Here is a 14780-nt window from a genome sequence, read left to right as displayed (position 1 = left end):
GGCTGACTCCATTGATCTTTGCGGCCCTGATCTATGCGGCCCTGATCTATTCGGCACAGGCACGATCACGACGAGGGCAGCATGGACAGGTCGAGGTCGACGTAACCTCTCTCGTCGACCGGTTCCAGATCCCCGTTCTGCTGCACCTCGAACACCAATGCCTGAGCGTTGCAGGTGGTCGCGACATCCGGCCATTGCTCGCCGTCACACGTGACGTTCGGGCCGGCGAACGTGGGGCGGTCGCGCAACGCCTGGTACGTCTCGGTGACCGTCGCCGCGGTGACGTCGCCGCCCGCGTCCGACATGATCTCGGCGAAGTTGACGATGGTGGCGAACGTGTAGAGCGACCGTGACGACAGTTCGTCCTCGTGCCCGGCGTCGGCCATCGCCTCCTCGAATGTCTCGAGTTGCTCCTGGATCTCGGGCGGGGCGGAGTTCTTCGACGACGGCACCCACAGTCGGGGCTGGGTGATGATGCCCTCGGCCTGCGGACCCATCGTCTCGATGAACTGCGAGCAGGAGCCGGCGAGGATCGTGTCGTCGAATCCCTGCCGCCGCAACGCCTGGAACAGGGTCGTGCATCCGTCTTCGGGGAGTGCGATCACGCCCGCCACATCCGGGTCGTCGGACACCTGCCGGGCGGCCACGACCGTCAGGTTGGCGCCCGAGGCCGGTGGGTACTGGACGTCGACGTCGATACCGAGATTGCCGGAGATGGGCATGATCAGGTCGTCGACGTAGGCGTGGGACGTCGGTGATTCGTTCACCGCAAGGGACGCGGTGTTCTTGTCCATCGAGTCGAGGGTGGAGAGGCTGCTGAGAGCAGCGAACGAGACCGGGCCGGTGAAGTAGAACGCCTTGCCGTACGGCGCGCTGTCGGCGACGAAAGACCCTGCCAGGGTGCCGGTGATCGGGATGTTCGCGGCGCCGAGGATCGGTACGGCGGCGCCCATGCTCTGGTCGACGGCGTCGATGACCACCGGTACGCCCCGCGACACGAATCCGTTCGCGCAGTTGATCGCGGTCTCCGGGCTTCCGTCACCGGCACAGGTGTCCAGTTCCAATGGACGTCCGTTGATGCCGCCGAGCACCTCGTTGACGTACTGGACACCGGCGGCCAGACCGTACTCGGTCTGCGGGTAGGCAGAGGCGCCCGCGGTGGGGGCCTGCGCTCCGATCACGATGGGCTCGCCGGTGGCCGCCGACGTCGCCGGGGAGTCGCCGTCGTCCGAAGCGCATCCCGCGATGCCGAGGGCTGCCACCGCCATCAGGGCGCCGAGCGGGCGGATTCTCATGACACGATCACCGTTCCTTCGATATCTGTTGTGCCGCAATCTCTCGTGCACGGCACAGGTCGGTTCTCACCGCCGCGTCACAGCGGTTCGCGGGCGAAGTCGGGGAGGTAGGGCAATAAGCCGGGTTCCGGTTCGATCCCGAAGGATGTCAGCGCCATCGCGAGCATCGAGTAGCAGCCGACGGTGAACACGACATCCATCAGTTGCTGTTCGTCGAACACCTCGTCGAGCGTGCTCCATGTCTCGTCGCCGATGGTGGCGTCGTCGAGGAGTTCATCCACCGCGGACACCAGTGCCCGGTCCGTCGCCGACCACTCTGCTGCGCTCGGATCGCGCGCGACGCGGTCGATCTCGTCGGCGGTCAGGCCGGCACGACCGGCCAGGATCACATGTTGTGCCCACTCGTACTTCGCACGTCGACGATGAGCCACGCGCAGGATCAGCAATTCCCGTTGCCGCGCCGACAGCGCCGAGCCCGCCAGCAGGTGCTTGTTGAACGACAGGAAGGCCATGGCCAGTCCGGGGTACCGGGCGAGGGTGCCCAGGAGATTGTCGCCGGCCTGCCGCTCCTCCTCGGGAGCCGTACTCTTGACCGACGACCGGAAGCCGTCGACGAAAGCCTGCATCTCGGTGGACCATTCGGCTCGCGCGGCGGGTGGGATGCGGGGGCTCACGTGTTCCGGCCCCCGTTCACCCCGATGATCTGTCCGGTGATGTAGCCGGCTTCCTCGCTCACCAGGAACGCGCAGGTTGCGGCAACGTCCTCCGGCATCCCGATGCGCCCCACCGGAGTCTTGGCGACCTGGGCGTCGACGTCGAACAATCCGGTGTCGACAGTGCGGCGGAGCATCGGCGTGTCGATGAACCCCGGTGGGATGGTGTTGACGGTGATTCCCCGGCGACCGAACTCGAGCGCGAGCACCTTTGTCAGCCCGACCACCCCGGACTTCGCGGTGACGTAGCCGGCCAGGCCCGGCGAGCCGCTGTGCACGCTCGACGACGAGATGTTGACGATCCGGCCCCACCCCTCCTCCAGCATGTCCGGGATCACGGCCTGGCAGCAGTCGAACGTCCCGTTGAGGTTGACGGCCATCGCCTGTTGCCATGCCTGCGAGGTGATCTCGAGAAAGGGGGTGGGGATGGTGACCCCGGCGTTGTTGACCAGCACGGTCGGTCGGCCGAGACGGGAACGCACCTCGTCGACGCCGGCATCGATCTGGGCTCGATCGGTGACGTCGACGGCCACCCCGATCGCCTTGCCGCCGGCGTCCTCGATGGACCGGGCCGCGGCCTCCGCGGCGTCACCGTTCATGTCGAAGACGGCCACTTGGTCGTTGCCGGCGGCGAGGCGTGCGCTGATGGCGAGTCCGATCCCGGATGCACCCCCGGTGACGATCGCTGTGCGGCCACTCATTTGATCTTCTCCTCACCGGCGACCGTGATGCGGTGCATGACGCGGGGTTTGTCGTGGTCGAACTCGCAGACCCGGTGCATCAGACCGGTGTTGTCCCAGAAGACGGTGTCGCCCTCGGTCCAGCTGTGACGACACACCTTGCCCGGTCCGGTGATCCGCTCCCGCAGTTGCGTGAGCAGGGCCTTGCCCTCATCGAGGTCCATGCCGACGATGTGTGACGCGGTGGCGCCGAGGACCAGGGAGCGCCGACCCGAATCGTGCTCCCACACCAGCGGATGCTCCCGCACGGTGCGCGAAGCCCACTCCTCGAGTTGTTCCGGAGTCGGGTCCGGGTAGGTCAACCGCTGGACCGCCTCGAAGGTGTGGACCACCCGCAGATCGGCGAACCGCTCCTTCTCCTCGTCGGTGAGTTCGTCGTATGCGTGGTAGGTGCTGGCGAACTCCGTCTCACCGCCCTCGGCGGAGGTGATCCGTGCCGTCAGGATGGACGACTTCGGCGCGATCTCGTCGAGCAGGCCGTCGATGTGCCAGAACTCGTTGCTGCGCAGATACTCCCGATTGGGATTCGACGGGTCGAAGCTGATCTCCATCACCTCCTCGGTCGCCGGCGGTAGGTGCGAGAAATTGATCAGCGTGCCCAACCTGCGGCAGAACTCGACCAGGGTCTCGTCGTCGGCATACAGCGCGGGAAGCAGTAGCACCCCGGCCTCGTCGAGTGCCGACGCGACCGCGGAAGGAAGGTCGGGGTCGGTTCGCAGTCGGTCGACGTCGACGTCGAGGATCTTCGCGCCGACTTTCTCCGAGAGGGGTTCGGTTCGCAGGGCGGTCATTGCTCGGCCCCGTCACCCGGCGAGTACCCGAGGATGCCTTTCACCTCGACGTAGTCGTCGAAACCGAAGGCGCCCCACTCACGTCCGTTGCCACTCTTTTTGTATCCGCCGAACGGGGCGTGGAAGTCGAACGCATCGTTGATCGCGACCGAACCCGCGCGGATGCGTCGGGCGACCGCACGGGCCTGATCGAGGTCGGCACCGGCCACGAACCCGGCGAGGCCGTAGTCGGTGTCGTTGGCGATCTCGATCGCATGGTCGATGGTGTCGTACCCGATGATGGTGAGGACCGGACCGAAGATCTCCTCCCGCGCGATCGTCATGTCGTTCTTGACGTCCGCGAACACGGTGGGCTGGACGTAGTAGCCCTTGTCCAGTCCCTCGGGGCGGCCCGGGCCGCCGGCGACGAGCGTCGCGCCGTCGGCGATGCCCTGTTCGATCAAGGTCTGGATCTTGTCGAACTGCGACTTCGACACCACCGGACCGATCGAGAAGTCACCGGCCGGATCACCGACGGTGACCGATGGCGCGGCCTCCTTCGCGGCCGCGATGGCCTCCTCCATCCGGTTCGCGGGCACCAGCATCCGGGAGGGCGCACTGCAGGTCTGGCCGGAGTTGAGCATCATCGTGACGACACCCTTGCCGACGTTCGCCGCGAAGTCCGCATCGTCGAGAACGATGTTGGGGCCCTTGCCCCCGAGTTCCTGGGTGACGCGTTTGACGCCGGCTGCGGCGTTCTTGGCGATCTCGATGCCTGCCCGGGTGGAACCGGTGAACGACACCATGTCGACGTCGGGATGGCCGGACAGCGGGACACCCACACTGGGCCCGTCGCCCTGGATCATGTTGAAGACGCCGGCCGGAACCCCGGCGGCCTCCAGGATCTCGGTGAACACCTGACCCGTGAAGGGGGAGCGCTCCGACGGTTTGAGCACCATCGTGCACCCGGTCGCCAATGCCGGGAACACCTTGACCGCGATCTGGTTCATCGGCCAGTTCCACGGTGTGATGAGTGCGCACACCCCGATCGGTTCCCGGACGACCAGGGATTCACCGAGCTGTTCCTCGAACGGATAGGAACTCAGGGCCTCGATGACGGTACCGAGATGTCCTGCACCCAGGCCGATCTGGAAACCTCCGGCCAGGGATGCGGGTGCTCCCATCTCCTCGCTCAGGGCGGCTCCCAGGTCGGCGCTGCGGTTCTGGTATTCCGCCGAGATGTTCTGGAGCAGTTCGATGCGGTCCGCGATGGAACTCGTCGACCATGTGGCGAATGCCTTGCGGGCCGCCGCGACCGCTTTGTCGACGTCGGCGGCCGAGCCGATCGAGACGACGCCACAGCGCTCTTCGGTCGCCGGGTTGATGACGTCGAAGGTGTCCGACTGCGCCGGTGAGACCCACTGCCCATCGATGAAGAACGTGCGATATTCACGCATGACAACCCCAATTCTCTTGTTGTGCAGAAACGTCGATCACTGCTGGCCCTCGGCGTACCAGGTGCGGAACTCGTCGTAGCTCGGCATCTCCTCCGAGTTCGCGGTGGGATCCACGGCGACGTGGATGACGGCGGGTTTGCCGCTCGCATAGGCGCGTTTGATGGCCGGGGCGATGTCTTCGTCGCGTTCGACGTACTCGCCGTAGCAGCCGAACCCCTCGGCGACCTTGTCGAGCCGGACCTCCTTGCTCCAATGCACCCCGGTCTCGAGTGAACCGTGTCCGTAGGTGCGCTTGTAGACGCCGACCTCGAGACCCCACGCGTAGTCGACGGCAACCACGCACACCAGCGGAAGGTTGAGTCGAACAGCGGTTTCCAACTCGGAGATGTGGAACTGGAACGACGAGTCGCCGGTGATCAGCATCATCGGGCGCTTGCCGCCGTCCGCGACGCCGGCGCCGACCGCATAGGGCAGGCCGGTCCCGAGGTGGCCGAAGTTCTGATTCCACATCACGTCGTGCGGCTTGGCCTGCGAGTAGGTCCACCCGAAGATGGTTGTCGCACCACCATCGCGGACCATGATGCCGTCGGCGGGGAAGTCCTTGGTGGCCTCGACGATCAACCGTGCGGGATGCACCGGCGTTCTGCCGGACGGTGCGGTCTCGGCCAGTTCGGCCAGTTGTGCTGCGTCCTCGGAGATCCAACGCTCGAGTTCCGGTGTCGCGGTGCGCGGGGCGCCCTTGAGCGCCTCGACGAGTTGCGGCACCACGGCCCGGAGGTCACCGACGAGTGGGACGTCGATCGGTCGGTTGACCCCGATCGCCGCCGGGTCCTGCTCGATCAACAGCCAACTGCGGTTCGCCTCGCCCTTCAACCAGTGGCGGCCCTTGCCGAAGTGCACCGGTTCGCCGAGCTCGGTGCCGATCGCGAGGCAGAGATCGGACTCGACCACCGCTTCGACCGCGGACTTGGAGAACCCGTAGGCGAAGGTACGGTCCTCGAGGCCCTCGATGTAGGACGTTCCGCCCGACGTCTGGATCACCGGGCAGGCCATCAGGTCGGCGAGTTCCTTGACCGACGCCCCGGCGCGTGCGGTGTGCACCCCATGACCGACGAGCAGGATCGGCTGCTTGGCCGCACCGATGAGCCGCGCGGCCTCCTCGATCTTGTCCTGACCGGCCGTCTGACCGACGAGCCGATACCGCTCGGGCGGCAGCGCGGGCGGGACGTCGAGTTCCTCCTGGATCACGTGCGACGGGTACTCGATGTACACCGGGCCCGGCGTCCCGGACAGGGCCTTGCGCAACCCTTCCCGGATGATCTCGTCGGTCTGGTCGGCGTACTCGATACTGGCGCTGTACTTCACCGACGGCTCGACGAGGTTGGATTGCTGGACGAACTGGATGCGACCGCGGCGGACGCGCTGTTCGGTGATCCGGGCACGTTGACCGCCGAGGAAGATCACCGGGGAGTTCTCGACCTTGGCGCACATGATGGCACCGGCCATGTTGGCGATGCCCGGGCCCAGGGTGCCGATGCACACCGCGGCCTTGCCGGTCATCCGGGAGACCGCCTCGGCCATGAATCCGGCGGTCTCCTCGTGATGCGGGGCGACGACGTTCCAGCCGCGCTCCTCGGCGGTGTGGAACAGGTGGACGAAGTTCGGGTCGGGTATCCCGAAGATCGTGTTGATCCCCTCGGCCTCGAAGAGATCGAGGATTCGTTCATAGACCTTGACTGACACGTGCGCGGCCCTCCGTGGCTAGTGCGAAACTCTTGATGATGTGGTCGGTATGGCCGGACGGGACGACCGGCAGGATCCAGGAATCGGTGGTGTCGCGGATCTCGGCGATGCGGTCGCCGACCTCGGCCATCGTCCAGGCGGGTTGATGGACCCCGACGGTCTCGGCCACGTAGGCCCGGGCGATCCGCCCGGCGATCGAGACGAGCATCTCGCCGGTGACCGAGCACGACTCGTGGGCGAGCCAGCCCACCGCCGGCGCCGCCAATTCCGGCTCCATCGGCGGATAGGCCGATGTGTCGAGTCCTTCGGCGAGACGGGTGAGCGCCGCGGGCACGATGACGTTCGACGTGACGCCGTGTTCGCGTCCCTCGAGCGCCGCGACGTTCGACAGACCGATGATCCCGGCCTTGGCGGCGCCGTAATTGGCGACGTTCTGATTCCCGTAGAGCCCACCGATCGACGAGGTGAGCACGATCCGCCCGTAACGGGCCTCGCGCATCGACGCGAACGCGGGACGGACGACGTGGAACGCGCCCCTGAGGTGGACGTCGAGCACCGCGTCGAAGTCCTCGTAGCTCATCTCCGCGAGCGGTGCATACCGATTGTTGCCCGCGTTGTGGATGAGGACGTCGACTCTGCCGAACCTGTCCAGGGCGGCCTCGACGATTGCCCGGCCGCCCTCGGCGGTGGCGACGCTGTCGGTCGACGCGATGGCGGTACCGCCGGCGGCGATGATCTCGGCGACGACCTGCGCAGCCGGGTCGGCATCGCTGTGGTCGCCTGCGATCGTGCTGCCGGGATCGTTCACCACGACGCTGGCGCCCTGCGCGGCCAAAAGCAGTGCGTACGCACGTCCCAGTCCGCGTCCGGCACCGGTGATGACCGCCACCCGGCCGTCGAAGCGCAGGTCAGACATGATGTGCCCGATCGTGGCCGGTGTCGTTGCTGCGCATCACTTCTCCAGCACCAGACCTTCCAGGTCGCCGGTGCCCCGCCAGTTCTCCAGCAGCTCGGTCAACTCGTAGAAACCGCCCCAGAACGGATCGCCGAGGAAGGAACGCCCGTTCGGTTCACCCTCGCTGTTGTAGTAGCCGGGAGTGCACTCCATGGTGAACGTGCTGTTGTCCACCGAGTACTGCCGGATCGTCTGGACCCAGTCGGCCTCGGCCTCGGCGGTGGGCTCCACGTATGTGGCACCACGGTTCAGCGCCTCACCGATGATGTAGGAGATGTGGTCGGCCTGCTGCTCGAACATCAGCGTGGTCGAGGCGGTCACGCCGCCCTGGACGAACCCGGTGGCGAAGTGGTTCGGGAAACCGCTGGCCATCACTCCGTGCAGGGTGCGGAAGCCCTTGCCCCAGTGGTCATAGAGCGACACTCCGTCACGTCCGGCGAAGGGCTTGATGTCGAACTGCCGCTCGAGTGCGGTGGTGATCTCGAATCCGCTGGCGAAGACGATGCAGTCCACCTCGTACTCGACTCCGCCTGCGACGACACCCTTCTCGGTGATGCGTTCGACACCCTTGGACTCCGACACGTCGACCAGCGTGACGTTCGGCCGGTTGAACGTCGGCAGATACTCGTCGTTGAACACGGGGCGTTTGCACATGTTGCGGTAGTAGGGCTTGAGCTTCTCCGCGGTCTCCGGGTCCTCGACGATGGCCTCGACCCGCTGCCGGAGCCGCTCCATCGCGCGATAGTCCTCGACCTCCTTGAGTTCCATGAACTTCGCCGGATCGGCCAATGCCGCCCAGCCCTCGAAGTTCGGGGTCGCGTTGAGCTTCGCGGCCATGTTGCGGGCGACCTCGGTCCAGCCGTCGCAGATCAGATCGGGCTCGCCCGGGTTGTAGAAGGCGAACGCGGCGTTGTGGAAGTTCCGCTGCCGCTCGGCACGCCATCCCGGCGCCAGGCTCTGCACCCACTGCGGGTCGGTGGGGTAGTTGGCCCGTTCGAAGATGTAGGACGGCGTCCGTTGGAAGACGGTGAGATGTTTTGCACCGCGAGCGAGATGCGGAATCGTCTGGACACCACTCGATCCCGTACCGATGACGGCGATCCGCTTGTCGGCGATCTTGTCCAGACCGCCGTGCAGGTTGCCGCCGGTGTAGTCGTAGTCCCAGCGCGCCGTGTGGAAGGTGTGACCCTTGAAGTCCTTGATGCCCGGAATCCCGGGGAGCTTCGGACGGTTGTAGGGACCCTGACACATGATGACGAAGCGGGCGCGGATCTCGTCGCCGCGGTTGGATGCGATACGCCACCGGTTGATCTCGGCGTCCCACTCCAGTGAACGGACCAGGGTGTGGAAGAGCGCGTGGTCGTAGAGACCGAAGTGCTTGCCGATGCGCTGAGCGTGTTCGAAGCATTCGTCGCCCTTGGAGAACTTCTCCTTGGGCATGAATCCCGTTTCCTCCAGCAGCGGCAGGTAACAGTAAGCGTCCGAGTCGATCTGGATGCCCGGGTAACGGTTCCAGTACCACACCCCGCCGAAGTCGCCGCCGAGCTCGATGATCTTGAAGTCGGAGACGCCCGCCTGCTGGAGGCGGTGTGCGGTGATGAGGCCACAGAAGCCCCCGCCGAGCACCACCACGTCGATCTCGTCGGTGATCGGTTGGCGCGGAACCACCGGCGTGTACGGGTCGCCCTCGTAGAACTCGGCGAAATCGTCGGTGGCCTCGAGGTACTGGGCCTGACCGTCGGAGCGGAGACGTTTGTCGCGCTCGGCGAGGTACTTCTCGTGGAGGGCGGCGATGTCGACGTCGGGTGTCTGCGTGGGTTCGCAGTTCTGCATCGTGGTTCCTTATTTCGGCACAGCTACTGGATGTGGTGATGGGTTGGGGGAGAACGGGTCAGGAGAGATCGGTGGGGGCTCCGGTCCCCATGAACTTCGCGAGGTTGTGATGCAGGTTGACGACGCTGCGCTCGCGGTACGGGTTGGGCTTCGCGCCGGAGAATCCCCGCGACTTGAGTCCCTTCTGGACTGCCGCCATGTTCGAGAAGTCCTGGGGGAGTACGGTTCGCCAATCGGAGGAGTCCTCGGGCGTGTACTCCCATTCGGTCTCGGGTTCCTCGCCCTCGGGGAACAGCTCGTAGACGGCCGCCTCGAAGTAGCACTTGTCCGGGTCGTCGCCGTAGGGTCGGGCGCTGTAGCAGAGCATGTTGTTCAGCGCGTGGCCGATCTGGAAGTTGGGGAAGACCTGCCAGGCGGTGCCGCTCTTGGCAACCGTCTCGTTGTCGACCGTCGGCCAGATCACCCCGCGTTCGGCGTCGTCGCGACGCGCGGACGCGATCCAATGCGCGAGCACCTCGTTGGCGGGAGTGCCCTCGGGTAGTTCGTCGATGAGTCGCTGGGCGGCGTCGACGAGAGTGCGGGTGGTGTTGGTGTTGGCGTTCTCCCAGGTGAAGTTCTGCAGCTCGATGGTCGAGAGTCGGGCGTCCGGGCCGTCGGCGACCCGCAGCTTGGCCTGGTTGTCCTGATTGCCCTTGGGCGCGTCGTAGCCGATGTTGCTGTGCTTGCCGTGGGCGCGTGACCACCCGAGAAACGTTCCGTAGGCCCGGAACTCGGGATGGGTGTACGGGACGTGGTAGGTCTCCATGAACGCTTCGAGGGCGACCTTCCAGTTGCAGTCGAAGACAAGCCACTTGCGCCAGCGGTAGCGCATGTTCTCCAACTGGAACGGATCGAGCAGGCTCGCCATCGGTTCCAGATAGTCACGCAGCGGTTCGCACTCCGGATCCATGTTGATCCAGATCCAACCGCCCCAGGTGTCCACCTGGATGTTGCGCAGGCGGGTCTTCTCCTCCGTCAGGCCCGTCGGCCAGTCCTGTTGCTCGGCAGCCCAGGTGAGCTTGCCCTCGAGGTCGTAGGTCCAGCCGTGGAATCCACAGACGAAGGTGCGGCACTTGCCCTTTGCCTCCCGCTTGCCGTCCGGGGTGTCGACGAGGCGGCGTCCGCGGTGTGAGCAGACGTTGTGGTACGCGCTGATCTTGTCGGGACCCGAGCGGGCGATGATGAACGAGTCGTCCATGATCTCGTAGGTGAGGAAGTCACCCACCTTGGGGATCTCTTCGACGCGGCCGACCTGCTGCCAGACCTTGTTCCACAGCTTGTCTCGCTCGGCACGCAGGTAGTCCTTGGAGATATAGGCGTCCACCCCGATCTCGAGTGGAGTGATCGGGGGCTCGTCGGGGGTGTGGGTGACCGGCGTCCGGACGTCGTCGATTGTGTCAGTCATGACGTTCTCCCATGAAAATCGTTGGTTCAGTGCGTTATTGCTTCTCGGAAGGACTGATCTTTGAGAAACAGCGAAGTGTGGTCGGCGCCCATGTGCGTCCACTTGAGGTTGAGGCCGCCGTCCACCAGGAGGGTCTGTCCGGTGATGTAGCTCGACAGGTCCGACAGCAGGAACAGGATTGCGCCGGCCTGCTCCTCCGGGCGGCCGCGCCGACCCATCGCGATCGCGCGGCGGTCGCGTTCGGGGTCGTCGTCGACGTAGGTCATCGACGCCGGTGTCGCGGTCACGCCCGGAGCCACCGCGTTCACCCGGATGTCGTCGGTGGCGAGTTCGACCGCCATCGTCCGGGTTGCCGCCACCAGCGCCGCCTTGGCGGTGCCGTACCCGATGTGGAACGGCGCCGTGTTCATGCCACTGATCGAGGAGATGGAGACGATCGACCCGGGCAGCCCGAGTGATCGGAGTTCGGCGGCGACGGCCTGACTCATGAAGAACATCGTCTCGAGGTTCTGGGTGAACAGGTCGCGCCAATCGGCGCGGCTGACCCGTGTGGCGGGCATCCATGTTGCCGGGGCGGCGCCGCCTGCCACATTGACCAGGCCGTACAGAGCGCCGTCGGTGAGCCGTACCTGTTCCATGACCGACGCGATCCCCTCGTCGGTGGAGGCGTCGGCGCTCACCGGGACCACCGAGAGTCCGGCGTCCACAAGCGGTCTGATGTGGGTGTCGAGATTCTCCTTCGAACGGCTGACCGCGATGACGGTGGCTCCGGCCTCGGCGACCAGCTGTGTCACCGTGGTGCCGATGCCGCCGCCTGCGGCACCGGATACGATCACGATTCGTCCGGTGAGGTCGACGGGGTTGTTGCCGTTCCGGTCGTCGCTCATGGGGTCCTCACACCTCCTTCCGCAGTGCGATGACGCTTCCGTCCGCGTCGGCGGAGACGTACAACGTGCCGTCCGGTCCGGCGGCGATACCGGCGAACGGTCCTTGCGGACCGGAGAACGGAACCAGTCCCAGCAGCGGTTTGGGCGTCACGCCGGGGGGTGCACCGACCGGCAGGTTGGTGGCGATGACCTGCCGGCTCTTGGTCTCCAGATCGACGTTGACGACCGACTTGGTGCCGGTGTCGACGATGTAGAGCTGCGAGCCGTCGACGACGATGCCGTGCGGGGTCTCGAGACCGTCGACGATGGTGTCGGTGCCCGAACTCGTCACCGCGGCAACCCTGCCCGCCCCCGACTCGGAAACCAGGCAGGTGCCGTCCGCGGTGAAGGCCACGCCGATCGGACGGTCGAGCCCGCTCGCCATCACCTCGGCCTGCCCCGGACGCACCGCATGCACCGTCCCGGTTCCGAGATCGGCCACCGCGATCAGTCCGTCCGCCGACACCGCGACGCCGTAGAGCTGGTCGAGACCGTCGACGAGGACCTCGGTCTCCGCGGCGGCCGGTGAGTATCGCGACACCGAACCGTTGCCGGCCACCACGAACTCGCCATCGCCAGACGCGGCGATGCCGCGGATGTAGCCCGGGTAGCCGGGGCTGAAAAGCATTCCCAGCGTCTGCAGTTCGGCGCCGCCGCGGTGGGCGAGGAGGAAGGTGCCGTCGGCGATCACCAAGGTGCCGTCCGAGCCCACGGTGAGGTCGAGAGGCCAGGTGAGCCCGTCTGCCAGGACGGTCTGCGTGCCGCCGCCGGCGAGGATCTCGGTGATCTGGCCGGTGAAGCTGGAGACCAGCAGGCGGCCGTCGGCGAAGGTGAGGTTGTCCAGGCCGGGGGACAGTTGGGCCAACAGGGTCTGTTCGCCGCTGCGTGGATCGATGCGGAGTACCTGTCCCGACGCGACCTGGGTGGACACGATGTACCCCTCGGCGTCGAACTTCACCGCGTCCGGGCCCCCGAGATCGGCCGCCACCCGCTCCGGTTGACCGCCGTCGAGGTCGATGCGCCAGATCTCGTTGGCACCGAGCAGCGGGTAGTACAGTTTGCCGTCCGGGCCGACCTCCATGCCGTTGGGCATCGGCAGATCTTCGGCCAGGATCTTGGGTGCACCGCCGGACCGATCGAGTTCCATCAGGCGACCGCCGGGCCTGCATTCGTTGACGAACAGACGTCCCTGGTGGATCGTGATGCCGTTGGCGCCGGGCAGGTCGTCACGCAGAAGCCTTGTCGCGCCATTGCTTTCACGAACACTGACGCGACCGTCGTAGTACTCGGTGACGTACATGTCGCCCGCGTCGTCGAAGGCGACATCGTCGGGCGCGACGATGTCGCTGCCCTTCGCGCTGATCGTCTCGAGCGTGCCCGAGCCGAGGTCGAGTGCACTGATCTGGCTGCCGGCCACCTGGGCGACGTAGACGCGCCCGTCCGGACCCGTCCGGATGCCGTTCGCGCCGAACAGGCGACTGGGTTCGGTGATGCGTTCGAGTCTCCAGCCGTCAGTGAGATCGATCGAGGCAGTGCCTGGGTAGCGAGTCGCCGGGGTCAATGTGGGCCTCCTGAGCTGAGGGCAGTCGTGGACGGCGACAGTGCACCTTCGTGGTGGATGAAGGCACCGGCCGCGGCGTGATGCAGGCCACAAAGTCGCTCGGATCGGAGTCTAAGCAGAAGGCCGCAAGAATAACAAGTATTGCTATCCTTGATAGGATAAGAATCGCGTTCTCAGACGTGCATATCCATCTTGCCAGGAGGAGACGTGGCCGATTGCGAGGTCGGGACGATCGCCGGAACTGCCTGCGCGCGGTCCGGCCACGACGGGCGAGACGAGGTCAGCAGAGACGAGAGCGGGCCCGGGGCGACTAGGTCGTCGCGCTCGGGCCCGCTCTCGGAAGTGGGGGTGGTGAAGGTGCTAGGCGCTGCCGTTGAACAGGCTCGTCACCGAGCCGTTCTCGAACACCTCACGGATCGTCTGTGCCAGCAGCGGCGCGATGGACAGCACCGTCAGATTCTCGAAGCGCTTCTCCATCGGAATGGGCAGGGTGTCGGTCGCGATGACCTCCTTGGCCCCGCAGCTCGCCAGCCGCTCGGCGGCCGGGTCGGAGAACACTCCGTGCGTGGTCGCGATGATGACGTCTCCGGCACCGGCGTCCTTGAGGACCTTGACCGCTCCGGCGATGGTCCCGCCGGTGTCGATCATGTCGTCGATCAGGACACAGGTACGGCCCTCGACCTCACCGACCACACGGTTGGACTTGACCTGATTCGGGACCAGCGGGTCGCGGGTCTTGTGGATGAACGCCAGCGGCGCACCGGCGAGCGCATCCGCCCACTTCTCCGCGACGCGCACACGACCGGAGTCGGGCGAGACCACGGTGACGTTGTCGGTGCCGTAGCTGTCGCGCACGTACTCGGCGAGCTGCCCGAGGGCATGCATGTGGTCGACCGGACCGTCGAAGAAACCCTGGATCTGATCGGTGTGCAGGTCGACGGTGATGATCCGGTCGGCGCCCGCGGCCTTGAGCAGATCGGCGATCAGGCGCGCGGAGATCGGCTCACGGCCGCGATGCTTCTTGTCCTGGCGCGCATAGGGATAGAAGGGGAGGATCACACTGATCCGCTTGGCCGACCCACGCTTGAGCGTGTCGATCATGATCAGCGCCTCCATCACCCACTGGTTGAGCGGGAACGGGCAGCTCTGCAGGACGAACGCGTCGGAACCGCGGACGGATTCCTCGAAGCGGACGAAGATCTCGCCGTTGGCGAAGTCCCGCGCGGTCTGCGGGGTCACCTTGATACCGAGTTCGTCGGCGACAGCCTGTGCCAGGTCGGGATGGGCGCGGCCTGAGAACAGCATCAAGTTCTTCTGGTTGTCCGTGGTCCAGGTCATGAAAA

12 protein-coding genes are annotated in these 14780 nt (G+C 66.0%); all 12 read right to left on the bottom strand.

What is annotated here, in order from left to right; genetic code table 11:
- Positions 1-65: 65 nt before the first annotated feature.
- The gene (locus VZC37_RS01780) at positions 66-1295 is read right to left on the bottom strand and encodes an ABC transporter substrate-binding protein (protein ID WP_330430702.1); all 1230 of its coding nucleotides are present in this window, start codon (positions 1293-1295) and stop codon (positions 66-68) included.
- A gap of 77 nt (positions 1296-1372) precedes the next feature.
- Positions 1373-1969, bottom strand: a complete 597-nt coding sequence (locus tag VZC37_RS01775) for a carboxymuconolactone decarboxylase family protein (RefSeq protein ID WP_330430701.1) — start codon at positions 1967-1969, stop codon at positions 1373-1375.
- A complete protein-coding gene (locus VZC37_RS01770) occupies positions 1966-2709 on the bottom strand; it encodes an SDR family NAD(P)-dependent oxidoreductase (RefSeq protein ID WP_330430700.1) in 744 nt (247 codons plus the stop codon). Before VZC37_RS01770 ends, VZC37_RS01775 begins: the two co-directional genes overlap by 4 nt.
- Entirely contained in the window at positions 2706-3539 is an 834-nt protein-coding gene (locus VZC37_RS01765) for a TauD/TfdA dioxygenase family protein (RefSeq protein WP_330430699.1), read from the bottom strand. Before VZC37_RS01765 ends, VZC37_RS01770 begins: the two co-directional genes overlap by 4 nt.
- Positions 3536-4975, bottom strand: a complete 1440-nt coding sequence (locus tag VZC37_RS01760; protein WP_330430698.1) for an aldehyde dehydrogenase family protein — start codon at positions 4973-4975, stop codon at positions 3536-3538. Before VZC37_RS01760 ends, VZC37_RS01765 begins: the two co-directional genes overlap by 4 nt.
- Before the next feature lie 36 nt (positions 4976-5011).
- A complete protein-coding gene (locus VZC37_RS01755; protein ID WP_330430697.1) occupies positions 5012-6718 on the bottom strand; it encodes a thiamine pyrophosphate-binding protein in 1707 nt (568 codons plus the stop codon).
- Positions 6699-7634: an SDR family NAD(P)-dependent oxidoreductase gene (locus tag VZC37_RS01750; protein ID WP_330430696.1), complete on the bottom strand. Its 936-nt coding sequence runs from the start codon at positions 7632-7634 to the stop codon at positions 6699-6701. Before VZC37_RS01750 ends, VZC37_RS01755 begins: the two co-directional genes overlap by 20 nt.
- A gap of 36 nt (positions 7635-7670) precedes the next feature.
- Positions 7671-9506 carry a flavin-containing monooxygenase gene (locus VZC37_RS01745; protein WP_330430695.1) on the bottom strand — a complete coding sequence of 612 codons (1836 nt, stop codon included), beginning with the start codon at positions 9504-9506 and terminating at the stop codon, positions 7671-7673.
- A 58-nt stretch (positions 9507-9564) separates the two neighbouring features.
- On the bottom strand, positions 9565-10950 hold the full coding sequence (locus VZC37_RS01740; protein ID WP_330430694.1) for an aromatic ring-hydroxylating oxygenase subunit alpha: 1386 nt from the start codon (positions 10948-10950) through the stop codon (positions 9565-9567).
- A 26-nt stretch (positions 10951-10976) separates the two neighbouring features.
- Positions 10977-11837, bottom strand: a complete 861-nt coding sequence (locus tag VZC37_RS01735) for an SDR family NAD(P)-dependent oxidoreductase (protein ID WP_330430693.1) — start codon at positions 11835-11837, stop codon at positions 10977-10979.
- 7 nt (positions 11838-11844) lie between these two features.
- Complete coding sequence (locus tag VZC37_RS01730) at positions 11845-13437, bottom strand: SMP-30/gluconolactonase/LRE family protein (protein WP_330430692.1); 1593 nt, start codon at positions 13435-13437, stop codon at positions 11845-11847.
- Between the two features lie 360 nt (positions 13438-13797).
- The gene (locus VZC37_RS01725) at positions 13798-14775 is read right to left on the bottom strand and encodes a ribose-phosphate diphosphokinase (protein WP_330430691.1); all 978 of its coding nucleotides are present in this window, start codon (positions 14773-14775) and stop codon (positions 13798-13800) included.
- Positions 14776-14780: the final 5 nt, after the last annotated feature.

This window comes from Gordonia sesuvii, assembly GCF_036350415.1.
Lineage (GTDB): Bacteria > Actinomycetota > Actinomycetes > Mycobacteriales > Mycobacteriaceae > Gordonia > Gordonia sesuvii.
Note: the sequence above shows the minus strand (reverse complement) of the source record. Positions and strands in the feature narration are given on the sequence as shown.

Excerpts from the sequence above, each read along its gene's own strand:
- VZC37_RS01780 (WP_330430702.1), bottom strand. The coding sequence starts at position 1,295 with ATGAGAATCCGCCCGCTCGGCGCCCTGATGGCGGTGGCAGCCCTCGGC.
- VZC37_RS01770 (WP_330430700.1), bottom strand. The coding sequence starts at position 2,709 with ATGAGTGGCCGCACAGCGATCGTCACCGGGGGTGCATCCGGGATCGGA.
- VZC37_RS01765 (WP_330430699.1), bottom strand. The coding sequence starts at position 3,539 with ATGACCGCCCTGCGAACCGAACCCCTCTCGGAGAAAGTCGGCGCGAAG.
- VZC37_RS01760 (WP_330430698.1), bottom strand. The coding sequence starts at position 4,975 with ATGCGTGAATATCGCACGTTCTTCATCGATGGGCAGTGGGTCTCACCG.
- VZC37_RS01750 (WP_330430696.1), bottom strand. The coding sequence starts at position 7,634 with ATGTCTGACCTGCGCTTCGACGGCCGGGTGGCGGTCATCACCGGTGCC.
- VZC37_RS01745 (WP_330430695.1), bottom strand. The coding sequence starts at position 9,506 with ATGCAGAACTGCGAACCCACGCAGACACCCGACGTCGACATCGCCGCC.
- VZC37_RS01740 (WP_330430694.1), bottom strand. The coding sequence starts at position 10,950 with ATGACTGACACAATCGACGACGTCCGGACGCCGGTCACCCACACCCCC.
- VZC37_RS01735 (WP_330430693.1), bottom strand. The coding sequence starts at position 11,837 with ATGAGCGACGACCGGAACGGCAACAACCCCGTCGACCTCACCGGACGA.
- VZC37_RS01725 (WP_330430691.1), bottom strand. The coding sequence starts at position 14,775 with ATGACCTGGACCACGGACAACCAGAAGAACTTGATGCTGTTCTCAGGC.